Source organism: Spirosoma lacussanchae, assembly GCF_005870035.1.
Lineage (GTDB): Bacteria > Bacteroidota > Bacteroidia > Cytophagales > Spirosomataceae > Spirosoma > Spirosoma lacussanchae.
Genome location: NZ_SWJG01000010.1, coordinates 98,738 through 113,224, shown reverse-complemented (window position 1 = coordinate 113,224; position 14,487 = coordinate 98,738). Strand labels below are relative to the sequence as shown.

Here is a 14,487-nt window from a genome sequence, read left to right as displayed (position 1 = left end):
TCAAAATAACTGATAATTGCTCTGTCGGGCGGGCGGCTAACAGTTTGCCGATTTACGGGTTAGGTTATCAACACGTATTCATGGCTCAACAATCAAATCGCTCATATGACAACCCAGGAACCACAATCTAAAGTAGAAACCCTATACACGGCTACGGTCAGCAACGTTGGCGGGCGCGAAGGCGACGTAAAATCGCTCGATGGCGTTCTGGAGCTGGATGTTCGCCGACCCGTAGAGATGCACGGCGAAGGAAAAGCCGCCAACCCGGAAATGCTGTTTGCTGCGGCCTATAGCTCATGCTACAACGGAGCGCTGATGGCCGTGGCTGAGCGCCGTAAAGTAATTTTGCCCCAGCACGCAGTAGAGGTCAGCATCTCGCTCAATAAAGACGGAAATAATATGTTTCTGTCCGGGAAGATCGTCGTGAAGGCGCCCGGTATGGATAAGGAACAGCTGCAGCAGCTGGCCGAAACGGCTCATGCGGTATGTCCGTACTCCAAAGCCGTTAAAGGCAATATGGACATGGCTATCGAAGTGATGATCTAGGAGACAGCAGCGTATAGAAAAGGCCGGGCTACAGCGTTGATCTGTTGGCCCGGCCTTTTTCTGTGCGTGATCAGCCAATGGCGTCGTAGATCTGAACGCGTTCCCAGAGGTGGCGGCAGTTGTCGACAAACGCCAGGTGAATCGGATGAACCTGGTAGGCATCGTGGGCTGCCTGGTCGGTGAAAACAAACGTCAGCGAGAAGTCGTAGGTGTGATCGATGACAGGACGCCGGGTATCGGCCGGGGCGCCGATGTACGCAGCAGAAATGTCACTTATTTCCCGGAGCGTTTCGAGACCGGCCCGGAGTGCGGTGCGGTCGTCCTGGCTGTCGGGGCGATTGAGCCAGAAGAATACGGTATGAACAAACATAGCATAAGTCGGTAAGTTGGCAAGTTAATGAGTCTGCCAGACTTTGCCAGTTTCCGGGCGCCCGACCTATTGAGCTGCCCGCTAGTTAAACTTCTCCAGCTGCTTCACCAGGACGCCGAAGTCTTTCGGATAGGGAGCCTCGAAAGTATGTTCCGTGCCGTCGAGCAGGGCAAACGTGAGCGAGTGAGCGTGGAGCGCTACCCGCTGAATCAGCGGCAGTTCTTCGGTGCCCTGCTTCAGGTTGAATTTCCGTTTTACGTCTGACAGAAACACGGGCTCTCCCCCGTAGGTCGGGTCGTTGACGATGGGTGCTTTGAGGCACATCAGGTGTACCCGGATCTGGTGCATTCGGCCCGTCACGGGCATACACTCAACGAGCGTTGTGGTTCGATAGGCCTGCAGCGTATTGAAAATGGTTTCGGCTACCTTACCTTTCTCGCGGTCAATCCGCACGGCGGTTCCGTCTTTGATGGGTGAGATGGGCAGGTATACCGAGATGCCCTCGAAGTTATGGATGCCGTTTACAACGGCATGGTAGCGTTTGGTCACCTCGCGGTGTTCAAACTGCATGGCCAGATGCCGGTACGCATCGGGGTGTTTGGCGATAGCCAGTATTCCCGAGGTTTCTTTGTCCAGCCGGTGGCCCAACTGCGCGTCGGGGTGGTAGGCCTTCGCCAGCCGGATAATACTCTGACCACTCCGGTCGGTAGTTCGCTCATCGAGCGAAGCCACGTGGGGCGGTTTGTTGATGAGTATATAATCGTCGTTCTCAAAAACGATGAGTGATTCAAAGGATAGTTTCATGAATTGGGTATTGTAGGTCTGCGTTCGTGATCAGGCGGCTGAGGGGTCAACGAATTCATCGATTTGCTCAACACGAAGCAAACACAAAAAGCCCCCTCCGATGCGGAAGAGGCTCGTGAATGCCGATGGTATCGACTTATAGCGACAGCGTACCGCGTTGGTAAGCCTTGCGGAGCGTTACTTCCAGACCGTTTTTGTTGATGGTCTTGATGGCCGACGTAGCCACACGAAGCGTAATCCACTCGCCGGTTGATTCGACGAAGAAACGCTTCTTCTGCAGGTTCGGATAGAACTTGCGCTTCGTTTTATTATTGGCGTGAGAAACGTTGTTTCCCGACCGCGTGCGTTTTCCTGTGATTTGACAAATTCTGGCCATTACCGTACTCGTTTTCCGTATGAGGGCGCAAAATTGGCTAATTTATTCATAATCTGCAACTCACTTCTCCTTTTTTTTATACCCATAGGGGCAGTGGCGGCATCCGTTTCTGCAGCAATAGCCTCGTTTGAGGTGATAAGCCTCCGTAAAAACTACGAAGCCTTCGGGGGTGTAATAATAATCCTCATCGGCCAGGCCGGGGATCTTCTTTCTGGGTTGGTGGGGCAGCATCGCTTTTGGGCGTCTGTTGGAGAAGCCGTATTTTTGAGGGAAACGGACTGTTCAGGCAGTTGGTTGCAAAATAGGTCAGCTGATTTTAGTAATCGGCTGACAATTAACGGCTACACGCATGGATACATTGATTCCCACCACCTCGGCTACGGACCGGGCTATTGAGTTAGAGTGGCAGTACGGCGCCCACAACTACCACCCCATCCCGGTTGTATTATCGCGGGGCCAGGGCGTTTATGTCTGGGACGTTGAAGAAAAGCAGTATTTCGATTTCCTGTCGGCCTACAGTGCCGTGAGTCAGGGACATTGCCACCCGCGTATCATCAATACGCTGATTGAGCAGGCGCAGCGCCTGACGCTGACCTCGCGGGCTTTTTACAACGAAAAAGCCGGCCTCTGCGTCCGCTTTTTGTGCGAGTACTTTGGCTATGACAAAGCACTGATGATGAACTCGGGTGCGGAAGCGGGCGAAACAGCACTGAAGCTGACCCGCAAATGGGCCTATAAAGTCAAAGGTATTCCGCAAAACCAGGCTAAAACCGTTTACGCAGCCGGTAATTTCTGGGGCCGGACGCTGGCCGCCATATCGTCGTCGACAGACCCGAGCAGTACCAACGATTTCGGTCCATTGCTGCCGGGCTATATCATTGTTCCGTACAACGACCTCCATGCGCTGGAAGATGCGTTCCGGAGTGATCCGAACATTGCCGGGTTCATGGTCGAGCCGATCCAGGGCGAAGCAGGAGTGCTGGTGCCCGACGAAGGATACCTGCGTGGCGTTCGTGACCTCTGTACCCGCTACAACGTGCTGTTCATTGCCGACGAAGTACAAACAGGTATTGGCCGGACGGGTAAACGCATCTGCTGCGATCATGAAGACGTGAAGCCCGACCTGCTGGTGCTGGGCAAAGCCCTGTCGGGAGGAACCATGCCCGTATCGGCGGTGCTGGCTTCGGACGAGGTCATGCTGACCATCAAACCCGGCGAACACGGCAGTACGTACGGCGGCAACCCGCTGGCCTGCGCCGTAACGATCGAAGCCCTGAAGGTGGTAGAGGAAGAAAAACTGACCGAAAATGCTGCGGCTATGGGCGAGATTTTTCGGAACCGCATGACCGGGCTGATCCAGAAAACCGATCTGGTCAAAGCCGTACGGGGCAAAGGACTGCTGAACGCCATCATCGTGGCAGAGCGTCCTCAGTTCGGCGACGAAACGGCCTGGGAGATCTGCATGAAACTCAAGGACAACGGCCTGCTCTGTAAGCCTACCCACGGCGACAAAATCCGGTTTGCGCCCCCGCTCGTCATCAACAGCGAGCAGATGCACGCAGCCTGCGACATTATCGAAAAGACGATTCTGGATTTTTAGAAGCTGGAAGCAAAAAGAAGGGGGGCGCGTCAATCAACGTGTCCCCCTTCTTTTTGTTTATTCTCTTGAAACCGGCTGCCCATTTTTGAAGATGCCCGAAAACCGGGCGCCGTCGGCAAAGGTGTAGGTACCTTTGCCGTTGGGTACGTTGCGGGCAAACCAGCCTTCGTACCGGTCGCCGTTGCGGTAGTAGTACACGCCGTAGTCGGTGCGGAGGTTGTCGCGGAAGTTGCCCCGGTATTTCAGTTTCCCATCGGGGTAGTATTCGGCGCCTTCGCCGTGTTTGTCGCCTTCTTCAAACTCGCCTACGTAGCGTTCGCGGGTTGGATACACAAATACGCCCTTCCCATCGGCACAGTCGCCCGAGACACAGCCGACGGCCATCCGTACGGGAGCCGCCGGGGCTTTAGCTACGACCGGTGGCCGCACGACGGGGGATGTCATGCCCGAATTGGTAACTGGTCTGGGAGCAATAGCGGTGGCGGGTTTGCTGGCCAGTCGATTCTTGGGGTACATCGCTTCGGCTTCGAGCCAGCCCTTGCGAATGGCGTCGATCCGGGCGGGTTTGGCCGGGTGGGTGGGGGTAGGGTGTTCGTTGCCCAGTGCCCGAACGGCCACCACCGATTCGTCCAGCGAGGCACCCAGCTGATGCAGCACAAAGCCTGAAAACTTGTCGGCTTCTATTTCTTTCTGCGGCTGCCCCCCCCGACCATCGATGGTGTGTCCCTGCAAGTGATGGCCGATCTCGTGGGCCATGATGCTGATGGCCGACCAGTCGGTTTCGGTTTCTTCTTCAATTCCCTGCATGAAAGCCGCATCGTAGACGATAAACCGCTGTCCTTTCAGCACCGTAGCGAAACAGTTATCGGTGTTGGAGCACTCGACCACCTTGAAGTTGCGCATCAGCCCGATGGGTCTGAGAATCCGGTCCACAACGCGTTCGGCGTGACCGTTAGAGGCCGTAGCCTGGTTGCAGACTACCTGCGGACTGGTACTCCGCCCGGTATAATTGCAGATGAAACTTTCGGGCCGGTTCAGGATACCGGATGGCTGGGCCAATAGCGGGCCAGCAGCGACCACGCTCAATAAAATAAATGATAGAGAGGATACCGCTTTCACTGTAAACCGGGTGGGGTTATTCGTTCAACACGGCTGAATAACGACGGCGGTTTACACTTTATTGGCTGAAGCGGTTCTGGGTATTATCGTGAGACACCGGCTGCGCTTACGGCCGCTCATTGGTCCTATTTGAAAACCTGTTTGCTGACTTTGCCTTTAGCGCCCACGGCATAGCAGGTCCCCTTCAGGCAGGCTACGGCGTGGAACCCTTCGGTATCGAGCCGTTGCCAGGTTTGTCCCTGATCGGCCGAGAGGCTGGTACCCGTCGGGCCGATGACCAGCAGCCTGTCGCCGGGTAGCAGCGCCACGGCTTCTTTCAGGCCGGGCGGGTTGGTTTCGGCCAGGCGCTCCCAGGTCTGGCCCCCGTCGCGGGTGATGGCTGCATTGGGGCCGGGCTGGGTCTCTGCTTTGTAGTTGCCGCCTACGACCACTCCAACCTTCTCGCTGAAGAACCGCATGCCGAACAGGCCCGTTGCCTCACCGGCGGGTAAAGGCGTAGTGGCAACGTTCCAGCTGCGGCCCCGGTCTTTGGACCGAAATACGCGACCGCTCGTAGAGCCGCCCGACGCAATCCATACGTTTCGTTTGCCCTGTACAACCAGGCTGGTACCGCTGGCGGCAAAGGCTGCTTCGCCGGGCTGCATGAGGGGCAGGTTACCTGGTGGTACCGGCTGCCAGGACTGACCACCGTTATCGGTCGTGAGAACCACCCATTTGTTATCGACCGGATCGCTGAAAACGATGCCGTGCTGTTTGTCCCAGAAGTCCATGCCGTCGAAAAATACGCCCGGCTGCTGCGTCTGATACACCAGCGACCAGGTCTGGCCTGCATCGGTCGTTTTGTAGAGCCGGGCCTGTCCTTTTCCGGCCGGACCGGCGCTCATCAGCAAGGCCGTCTGGGCATCGATAGCCTGAACATCGCGAAAGTCGCAGTCCTGGGCGTTGGGAACGGTTCCGGTTTGCCAGGTCTGCCCCCCGTCTGTGCTGCGAACGAAGGTGCCTTTTGAGCCGCCCAGCCAGACAACATCGGGGGTGGCCATACTTACCGACCGGAAGTGGGCATCGGTCTGTACCGATTGCGGTTGCCACTGCGCCAGTACAGACGTGATGGGGAACAGAAAGGAGAGAAGCAGGCTACTGAAAATCTTCATAAAACGGGTCTTAACGCATGCATGTAGCCGGTGGCGGGTTAGTCAGGGCGCTCAGGGGAGCCGGCCGGCGGGTGCCATTTGCTGAACGGTTGCTTTGAGCCGTTCAATCTCCTGCTCCTGACTGTTGGCCTTGAAATAATAATAGAGTCCCAGAATCAGGAACACCTTCGAGAGGATGAATACAGCGATGAAGGCCGTACGCCAGAGTTTGTGCACCTGAATGTGGGTATTGCTGACCTCGACATCGACATAGGGCGATTGGGCTGGTTCGGGGGGCGGTGGCGGGGCCTGGGTGCGTTGCTGGGGTTCCCGTTTCTGAATTTCCGTACCGTTGATGCGCTGCCAGATGGCTGAGTCGAGGTTGGGCGGTGGCGGCACCGCGTTTTTTTGCAGATAGTGCTCGAGACCTGCTTCTACTTCTTCGATCTGCGCCATAAGATCAGGATCTTCGGCCAGTAGCCTTTCCAGCTCCTTTTTCTCCGCTTCGGTCGATAAACCCGCCAGATATGGCTTCAGGAGTGTATGGATCAAATAATGATTGGTAGACACAGATTCAGGAGAATTAGTACGGCGATGGGTAAGCTAAACAAATATCGCCAGTAATTACAACTAGTTGCATAACCACTTTATTACAAAATTTACTCCACTCAGGTTGTAGAATTTTGTAAAAATACGTCATAACGCGCTAATTAGGCTCATACCGGCGTCGGATGCTGGTCGTCATGACCTGATAGATCTCCGACAGGCGGGGCTGATCGGTCAGTAACTGAAGGTGACTTTCAATGGTGCCGAGGTCGCCCCGGCGGGCCGGACCCGTCTGCACGTCGGCGGGGTTGTCGGCGGCCAGGGCTTTCCGAACGGTTTCGGTAATGAGCGGCCGGAGCAGATCGAACTCCAGGCCCTGGGTTGTAGTGAGGTCATGCGCCACCGCCAGCAGATGGTTGGTGAAGTTGCAGGCAAACACCGCCGACATATGTAGCACCCGGCGTTCGTCGGAGGTGAGCACGTAGACCACGTCGCTGAGCTGCTGGCCTAATTGAACCAGCGTTTCTTCCGTGGCGGTGTCGGCGGCTTCCAGGCAGAGCGGAATTTCGTCGAAGGGCATAAACGTAATGCCGCGACTGAAGGTCTGCAGCGCGTAAAGAACCCCCGCCCGCACCGGAACGTCGCTGTATATACTGAGCCACTGACTCAGCGAATCGAGCGGCATACTGCCCGACGTATGAACCACCAGCGCATTTTCGGGCAGTACCAGCCGCGAGCAGACCGTTTCGAGCGCATCGTCCGGAACGGCCAGGACAAACAATTCGGACGGGCTATCGGCAAAATTCAGATCAGAGTGCGTGTGTGCATCGTATAGGTTACTGACTAGCTGGCGAGCGTGCTGAAGCTGTCGGCTGTATACCTCGTTGATGTGATGCCCCGCGTTTTCGAGGGCCGGGGCCAGATGCCAGGCGAGGTTGCCCGCACCGATGAACGAAATTTCCATGGTCAAGTATAGGATTTTTTTGGGTGAAGTAGAGTTTATAGATGTAATGTGGGCGCCAATCGGCGTTCTTTGCCGATGCTGCATGCCCGGCAGCAAACCGCCCCTGCTACACGTTTGGATACACAGCTTTTGAGAATAGTCGTCATCATTCCCGCCTTTAACGAAGAGAACTCAGTTGGTTCGGTGGTTCGTGACATTCCGGCCCATCTGGTCGAGGAAGTAATCGTTGTTAATAACAACTCCAATGATCAGACAGCCGTAGAAGCGGCCCGTGCCGGGGCTACCGTACTGCACGAACCGATTCAGGGATATGGCCGTGCCTGCCTGCGCGGCATCGCCTATGCTCAGAATCGGCAACAAAAACCAGATGTTGTAGTTTTCCTTGATGCTGACTACTCCGACTACCCGGAAGAGATGCCGGACGTGGTGGCTCCGATTGCTGCGGGTACGGCCGATCTGGTGATTGGGTCGCGGGCGCTGGGCCATCGGGAGTCAGGGTCGATGACACCCCAGCAGGTGTTTGGCAACTGGCTGGCAACTACCCTGCTGCGTTGGCTGTATGGCGTTCGCTACACGGACCTGGGCCCCTTCCGGGCTATCCGGTTCGATAGTTTGCTGGCGCTGGGTATGCGGGATACGACCTACGGCTGGACGGTAGAAATGCAGCTGAAAGCGGCCAAACAGGGGTTACGAACAACAGAAGTGCCCGTCAACTACCGCAAACGAATTGGCTTCTCGAAAATATCGGGAACCGTGAAAGGAACGGTACTGGCTGGCTATAAGATCATTACAACTATATTTAAGTATTGGTGAGGGAACGGAGCCGGGCTGGAGAACAGGTGGACGAAAAACACCTCCATCACCCGATTCTGCCTGCACACTCAACGTCACGACTGAATCAAAACGAACATGGAAGTGCTGGTGCTTATCCTATACGGGCTGGCGTTGATGCTGTTGTTTCTCTACAACTGCGGTCAGCTAAGCCTGATTATCATCTACCTGCGCACGGAACGAAAACGGCGTGAGATGATTCAGTCGGCCGATCTGACGCAGCCCGACCGCCTGCCGCGCGTAACGGTGCAGCTCCCGGTCTATAACGAACTGTATGTAGTTGAACGACTGATCGATGCCGTAGCAAAGCTTAACTACCCCAGCGACAAACTCGATATACAGGTACTCGACGACTCAACCGACGAAACGGTGGCGATCATTGCGGCCAGGGTAGCCGAGTACCAACGGCGGGGGCTCGACATCGAGCACGTGCGCCGACCCGAGCGGAAAGGATTCAAGGCGGGAGCGTTAGGCTACGGTCTCGAATTTGCCAAGGGTGAGTTCATAGCCATCTTCGACGCCGACTTTGTTCCCGATCCCGATTTTCTGCTCAAAACTGTTCCGCACTTTGCCGATCCTAAGGTGGCAATCGTACAAACCCGCTGGGAGCATCTGAACGAAGACTTTTCGCTCATGACCCAGCTGCAGGCGTTTGGACTCAACGCCCACTTTACCATTGAGCAGAGCGGCCGGTATGCAGGTGGCTTTCTGGCCAATTTTAACGGGACGGGTGGCGTCTGGCGGAAGGTAGCCATTGCCGATGCGGGTGGCTGGCAGAGCGATACCCTGACCGAAGACCTCGACCTCAGCTACCGGGCGCAGCTGCGGGGCTGGAAATTCGTATACCGGCAGGACGTTGGTTCGCCGGCCGAGCTGCCGGTTGCCATGAACGCGCTGAAGTCGCAGCAGTACCGCTGGATGAAGGGGGCGGCCGAGTGTGCCCGCAAGCTGTTTGTAAAGGTCATCCGCACGCCGGGCGTGTCGCTGTCGGTCAAGGTTCATGCGTTTTACCACCTGTTCAGCAGCGCTACCTTCATTCTGGTTCTGGTGCTGGGCGTAATGAGCGTACCGCTGATCTACATCCGCAGTCGGCACCCGGAGTGGGAGTGGGTGTTTTTTATCATCAATCTGTTTCAGGTGAATCTGCTGATTCTCCTGTCGTTCTACGGCATTCCGTTCTGGCTGCTCAAGCGTGAGAGTCCGGCTAAACTGGGCTGGTATTTTCCGATGTATTCATCGCTGATGATGGGCTTGTCGCTGCACAATACCATTGCGGTTATTGAAGGCTACATAGGTCGCAAAACGCCCTTTGTGCGTACCCCCAAATTCAACGTCAAAGCCGCTACCGACAGCTGGGCGGCTAACAAGTACGTCAGTCGGCAGCTGAGCTGGCTCACCATGGCCGAAGGCTTGCTGATGCTGTATTTTCTGGGCGGCCTGGTGCTGGCGTTCTACGTTCAGGATTTTCGGATGTTCTTCCTGCACATCATGCTGATGGTCGGGTTCGGGATGGTCTTCGTATATTCGCTCGTCCACGCGGGGCGCCGTCCGGTCGGTCAGCCGGTTGCTCCCCCGCCGTTGCGGACGGTGAGCGCATGACCGTAACTCCTCTTCGTATTGCCTGGCTGCTGGCTTCGGCTGCAGCTTATCTGACACTGGCGTATGCCGTACCCCGTCAGGAATTCGGTCTGCTGATCGGGTTGCTGACGGGTTTATTTTTGGGCTATGCACTGGTTGTCCGGCAGGCCGCAGAGCCCACCGACCGGTTTCTGTTCGCGTCGGCTATTGGTTTTCGGCTGCTCCTGCTGCTGAGTATACCCTGTCTTTCTGATGACGTATACCGGTTTGTGTGGGACGGGCGGCTGCTGGCCCATGGGTTCAACCCGTACCTCTATCTGCCTGCTGCGTTGCGTGGTACCGAAGCGGCAGCCCTGGCCGAACTAAACGAGACGCTATTTCGTCAGCTGAACTCGCCCGGCTACTTTACCGTATATCCACCGTTCAACCAGGCGTTGTTTGGGCTGGCGGCCTGGCTGTCGGGCACTAACCTGCTCTGGAATGTGATCTGGCTTCGGGTACCGATTCTCCTGAGCGAAATCGGCACCCTGTGGCTGATGGTGAAGCTGCTTCGTCGACTGGGCCAGTCTTCCAATCTGGCGCTGCTGTACGGCCTCAACCCGCTCGTTATTCTGGAGCTGACCGGTAACCTGCACTTCGAAGCCGTTATGATTTTTCTGGTTCTGCTGGCGGTCTGGTGGCTGGTGCAGGATCGGTGGGTGGCGTCGGCGGTGGCGCTGGCACTGGCGGTGGCTACCAAACTCCTGCCGCTGCTGCTGATCCCGCTGGCCGTTCGCTGGCTGGGTTGGAAGCGGGGCCTGCGCTACGCCTTGCTGACGGGCCTGTTTACCGCCATTCTGTTTGCGCCCTTCGCCAGCCTCGATCTGGCCCGGAATGTGTTTTCTAGTATTAACCTGTACTTTCAGAAATTCGAGTTCAACGCCAGTGTGTATTACGTGCTGCGGGCCGTCGGGTACTGGATCAGGGGCTACAACGCCATCGGGCTGATCGGGGCCTGGTTGTCTGTTACCACGACGTTTAGTCTGCTCTGGATTGCGTTTGCCTGGCGTCGGGTACCCGTAGCAAGCCAGCTGCTGGCCTCACTGACGCTCTATTTTGCCTTCGCCACCACCGTGCATCCGTGGTATCTGGCCTCGCTGGTGGCGGCTGCGGTCTTTACCCGGTTCCGGTATCCGCTGGTCTGGTCGGCGCTGGTGCCGCTGTCGTATTATACTTACCGCACCCCGGCCTATCAGGAGAATCTCTGGCTGACGGCGCTCGAATACACCCTCGTACTGGCGGTGATGATCACGGAGATCCGGCAGTCGAAGACGCCCACAAAAAAAGCCATCGGCCTGTCGACCAATGGCTTTTCTGCACCAGCCTGAGCCAGCTTAGAACGAATACCGGGCGCCGAGCTGCACCGAGTAGGGCGTTCCGTTCTTCTGCGTTGTACCTACGTTTTCGTTGACCCGGTAAACGTACTGGCGGGTGGCGGGGTTGAAACCCGTTGGGACCAGCAGCGTCTGGTTATTGAGGTTGAAATTACCACCCCAGTTGCGGGCCGATGTGGCTTCGGCGCCTTTGGTCGTCACACCATCCAGCGTTTGCCCCAGGAAATTGGCGAAGTTGAACACATCGACCGATAGCTCCAGTTTCTGGGTCTTAAAGGTTTTGAACACCTTCGAGAGCCGTACATCAAACGTGCCCGAGAATGGGTTTTCGCCCCCGTTTCGATCAGCAATGGTGCCAAGGCTGCTGCGGATGTAGTCGGCGGCCCGGTTGTCGGGGTTGTCGAGGACGCGCTGCATGGACGTCCGAACGGCTTGGGCCACTTCCGGACTGTTTGGGTTGAAGACAAAGGCCAGATCGTTGTCGTTGCCGGGTCCGCCTACGAAGTCGCCGTTAATATCGCCGTCGACCAGCAGCGAGTAGCGCGTGCCACCCAGACCCGTGAACCGAACGCTGAGTACCAGACCGGCTACCGATGGGGTAGAACCGTAGGCCACGAGTTTGTGCCGGAACTGGTTGTCGGAGTAGTTGATCTCGTCCAGGCTGCGTGGGTCGCTCTTGACTGGCCGGAAGGTCGATGTATTGGCTACGTTGCCGTTGTAGGAGGTGTTGTCGCGGGCATCGTTCCAGGTGTAGCTGAATGCCAGCGACCCATTGCGCGGTAGCCGGACTTCGCCGTCGAGTACCAGCGAGAGCGTCTGGAGTTTAGCTCCGTTGGTGAGCATCAGCGTACGACCCACGGCCTGCGTCTTACGGCCCAGCACGTTGTTGGTCTGGCCGCTGTTGGGCGCAATGCTGCTGGCCGGTACGAACACCGCCCGGTTGGCTTCGTTGCTCAGGGTAAAGGCGGGCTGGTCGATCAGGTTCTGGTCGATATAGACGTAGTTATTGACCGTCCGCGTATAGAGGAAGTTAGCGCCTAAGCGGACGTTATCTCCCAGAAAACGGCTGTACGAGATGTTGGCCTTGTAGATCGTCGGCACCTGAAAGTTGGGGTCGTTGAGGTTAATAGTCGAAACGATGCTGGCGCCCGCCGGTACGCCCGGCGCGGTGTTGGGGTCCCGCCGATACGAGACAAAGTCCGGGCGCGGAACGGGGTTAGGTACGTTTGGACTGGCTGGCCGCGTTACGTCGATGGCCGCTACTTTGGTGCCGGAGTTCTGAATATTGTTAACCTGGGCATAGTTGATCACATAGGCCGAGAAAGCGCCACCGCCAATCCGGACAATGTCCCGGTTCTTGTTGCCCGGGTTCCAGGTCAGCTGAAACCGCGGCTGAATATTATTCCAGTCGGTCGGGTTGGCGTCGGTGCGCAGGCCCAGCTCCCGCTCAACAACCGGGTTGTAATCGCCCTTGGTCAGGTAGCTGGTCATGTCCCAGCGCATACCCGCCTGTACGGCTACGTCAGGGTGGGGGTTGAACTGCACCTGCCCGAACAGCGACGCATTCAGCACGTACTGCTGTACCGACGGAATGCCGTTGATAGGTACTTCGCGGGCGTAGCGGGAGGGGTTCAGGTTGTTGAACTCGCTCAGGCTGTTGAAAATGAACCGCCCATTCTGCTCGTTCGAGATGTAGGTGTCCAGATACGTCAGCGTATTGTCGGTCCCGAAGGCGAAGTTGTACCGGCCTTTGTTCCAGTAGAGGGTGTTGGCCAGCTGAATCTGGTTTTCCATGTTCCGCTCCGGGGTAAACCGCTGCCCGCCGAGCTGGACCGAGGTTGTGGCTGTGCGGTTATTGGGCAGCAGCGACCGTACCGTCACGATGGCCCGCGGAATGTTGGCCGATGGCAGCAGGCTGTTGGCTTCGTAGTTCCGGGTGGCGTGCTGGTATTGTACTTTCAGTTCGTTGATCAGCGTCGGTTTCAGGGTCGAGCGGAGCGAGACAAGGGTACTGTTTTCCAGTGATTTGAAGCTGCCGTATACCTCAAACAGGTTGATGGCCGAGTTGTCGTTGTTGCTGTTGGGGTTATTCCAGTTGCTGAAGTTGTTGCGGATCGTCAGCACGTTCTTCGGGTTGATCTGCCAGTCGAGCCGGGTAAACAGCGTATTGGCTACCGTTTGCCGGTTAAACTCGCCCACCTGCTGGCTGTTGCTGAGCCCGTATTTCTCGCGCCCAATCGTAATGACGCTGTCCAGAACGGCCTTGCTGATGCCGAGCGCATTGGCGTCTGCGTCGGTCCGGATGTCGGCTATGTAGAACGGGGCCGACTCGGTTTGCCGGTCCAGCGCCACAAAATAGTGCAGCTTATCTTTAATAATCGGCCCGCCGAGGCTGAAGCCGTACTGGAAGCGCGAAAAATCGACCGTGCGCACGTTACCCCGAATGTCGCGCGGGCTCGAGAGGCCGTCGGCGTTGTAATACGTGAAGGCGGTACCCGTAACGGTGTTCGTTCCCGACTTCGTTACCACGCTTACCGAGCCACCGCCCTGGCGTCCTTTGGTGACGTCGTAGTCGTTGGTGCTGATCTCGAACTCGCGAATGGCTTCGAGCGAGAGCGAGTACGGTCCGCTGCCGAGCGCCCCGCTGGTGAGGTTGTTGCGGGCGCTGGCCCCGTCGATGAGGTAGTTGGTCGATGATGGGAGCTGGCCACCTACACTACCGCCGTTACTCAGGGGCGACAGAGCCAGCAGGTTGGTAAAACTCCGGTTGTTAACGGGCAGCTTGGCAATATTATCGGCCGTAATGGCGGTGGTGGCCCCGAGCCGGTCGACGCGGTTTTTGAGGGCATTTTCGGTAACGCGGATTTCCTGAAGCTCGCTGGCGTTTTCGGTCAGGTCGAAGTTGACCGTGAGCTGGTCGCCCTGGTTGATGCGGTAGCCGGTGCGGGACTGGTTAGCGAAGCCGACGTACGAAACGGTAAGGGTGTAGGGACCGCCGAGGGGTGTTTGCCGGATAATGAACCGACCGTCTACGTTCGATACGGTGCTGGTCTTAAACCCGGTCGATTCGTTGCGGGCGGTAATGGTGGCGCCGGGCAGGGGTTGCCCGTCGGCCGCTTTGATCAAGCCAATAATGCTGGCATCGGTTGTTTGTCCGTAGGTCGCGCTGGTAAGGCACGCTAGTAGACTACATAGAACAAAGCTTAAAAAATACGTTACATGTTTCCTCATGACGAGCGTAGCTGGTTAG

At 56.9% G+C, this 14,487-nt stretch carries 14 protein-coding genes; 5 read left to right on the top strand and 9 right to left on the bottom strand.

All coding sequences use genetic code 11. The features are described 5' to 3' along the window. Positions 1–105 precede the first annotated feature (105 nt). Positions 106–546, top strand: coding sequence for an Ohr family peroxiredoxin (locus tag FBR45_RS23605; protein WP_138506960.1), 441 nt, complete (start codon positions 106–108; stop codon positions 544–546). Positions 547–616: 70 nt separating this feature from the next. Here FBR45_RS23605 and FBR45_RS23600 read toward each other — a convergent pair whose 3' ends face one another. The 4 genes from FBR45_RS23600 to FBR45_RS26455 form a co-directional block, all read right to left on the bottom strand. Next, positions 617–916: a Dabb family protein gene (locus FBR45_RS23600; RefSeq protein WP_138506958.1), complete on the bottom strand. Its 300-nt coding sequence runs from the start codon at positions 914–916 to the stop codon at positions 617–619. An 81-nt stretch (positions 917–997) separates the two neighbouring features. Continuing rightward, complete coding sequence (locus tag FBR45_RS23595) at positions 998–1,720, bottom strand: RluA family pseudouridine synthase (protein WP_138506956.1); 723 nt, start codon at positions 1,718–1,720, stop codon at positions 998–1,000. A 136-nt stretch (positions 1,721–1,856) separates the two neighbouring features. Beyond that, entirely contained in the window at positions 1,857–2,096 is a 240-nt protein-coding gene (gene rpmB / locus FBR45_RS23590; RefSeq protein ID WP_138506954.1) for a 50S ribosomal protein L28, read from the bottom strand. A gap of 60 nt (positions 2,097–2,156) precedes the next feature. Beyond that, positions 2,157–2,327: a DUF5522 domain-containing protein gene (locus FBR45_RS26455; RefSeq protein ID WP_171044953.1), complete on the bottom strand. Its 171-nt coding sequence runs from the start codon at positions 2,325–2,327 to the stop codon at positions 2,157–2,159. 118 nt (positions 2,328–2,445) lie between these two features. On the opposite strand from FBR45_RS26455, the gene rocD reads away from it, so the two are divergent. Next, positions 2,446–3,696, top strand: a complete 1,251-nt coding sequence (rocD, locus tag FBR45_RS23585) for an ornithine--oxo-acid transaminase (RefSeq protein WP_138506952.1) — start codon at positions 2,446–2,448, stop codon at positions 3,694–3,696. A gap of 57 nt (positions 3,697–3,753) precedes the next feature. Here the strand turns inward: rocD and FBR45_RS23580 are convergent, their stop codons facing one another. The 4 genes from FBR45_RS23580 to FBR45_RS23565 form a co-directional block, all read right to left on the bottom strand. Beyond that, entirely contained in the window at positions 3,754–4,776 is a 1,023-nt protein-coding gene (locus tag FBR45_RS23580; protein ID WP_246082357.1) for a M48 family metalloprotease, read from the bottom strand. Positions 4,777–4,940: 164 nt separating this feature from the next. After that, positions 4,941–5,966: a WD40/YVTN/BNR-like repeat-containing protein gene (locus FBR45_RS23575; RefSeq protein ID WP_138506948.1), complete on the bottom strand. Its 1,026-nt coding sequence runs from the start codon at positions 5,964–5,966 to the stop codon at positions 4,941–4,943. Positions 5,967–6,017: 51 nt separating this feature from the next. Continuing rightward, a complete protein-coding gene (locus FBR45_RS23570; protein WP_171044952.1) occupies positions 6,018–6,497 on the bottom strand; it encodes a hypothetical protein in 480 nt (159 codons plus the stop codon). A 154-nt stretch (positions 6,498–6,651) separates the two neighbouring features. Beyond that, positions 6,652–7,455 (bottom strand): Rossmann-like and DUF2520 domain-containing protein, encoded by an 804-nt coding sequence (locus tag FBR45_RS23565; RefSeq protein WP_138506944.1) that lies wholly within the window; start codon positions 7,453–7,455, stop codon positions 6,652–6,654. Positions 7,456–7,530: 75 nt separating this feature from the next. On the opposite strand from FBR45_RS23565, the gene FBR45_RS23560 reads away from it, so the two are divergent. From FBR45_RS23560 to mptB, 3 genes are all read left to right on the top strand, one after another. Further along, positions 7,531–8,268 carry a glycosyltransferase family 2 protein gene (locus FBR45_RS23560; protein WP_138506943.1) on the top strand — a complete coding sequence of 246 codons (738 nt, stop codon included), beginning with the start codon at positions 7,531–7,533 and terminating at the stop codon, positions 8,266–8,268. A 96-nt stretch (positions 8,269–8,364) separates the two neighbouring features. Then, positions 8,365–9,885, top strand: coding sequence for a cellulose synthase family protein (locus FBR45_RS23555; protein ID WP_138506941.1), 1,521 nt, complete (start codon positions 8,365–8,367; stop codon positions 9,883–9,885). Next, positions 9,882–11,231 carry a polyprenol phosphomannose-dependent alpha 1,6 mannosyltransferase MptB gene (gene mptB / locus FBR45_RS23550; protein WP_138506939.1) on the top strand — a complete coding sequence of 450 codons (1,350 nt, stop codon included), beginning with the start codon at positions 9,882–9,884 and terminating at the stop codon, positions 11,229–11,231. The genes FBR45_RS23555 and mptB overlap by 4 nt, the downstream gene beginning before the upstream one ends. A gap of 6 nt (positions 11,232–11,237) precedes the next feature. Here the strand turns inward: mptB and FBR45_RS23545 are convergent, their stop codons facing one another. Continuing rightward, entirely contained in the window at positions 11,238–14,468 is a 3,231-nt protein-coding gene (locus FBR45_RS23545; RefSeq protein WP_138506937.1) for a TonB-dependent receptor, read from the bottom strand. Positions 14,469–14,487 lie beyond the last annotated feature (19 nt).